The 253-nt window shown below is 55.3% G+C and carries 1 protein-coding gene; it reads left to right on the top strand.

Annotated features, from left to right (window positions below; all coding sequences use genetic code 11):
• Nucleotides 1-253 (top strand): Mu transposase domain-containing protein (locus tag IV91_RS18705; protein ID WP_031599532.1); only part of this gene is annotated, 253 nt, incomplete at both ends.

Here is a 253-nt window from a genome sequence, read left to right on the forward strand (position 1 = left end):
ACGACAACGCCCCTGTGATCTGTTCATTGAAGAGAAACCACACCTACGCCCGCTCAATTCCAATCCTTACGACTATGCCCGCACCCTCAGTTTGGTGGCCAACAGTCAGTTCCGCTTTACCGTCGAGACCAACCACTACTCCGTTCCCGCTGATTATGCACACCGCCGTCTGACCATCAAGGCCCATCCTGATCGCCTGTGTGCCTATTACGACGGACAACTCATCGCCCGTCATGTCCGCTGCTATGACCGA

It is taken from the genome of Ferrovum myxofaciens, from assembly GCF_000735045.1.
In the GTDB taxonomy this organism is placed as follows: domain Bacteria; phylum Pseudomonadota; class Gammaproteobacteria; order Burkholderiales; family Ferrovaceae; genus Ferrovum; species Ferrovum myxofaciens.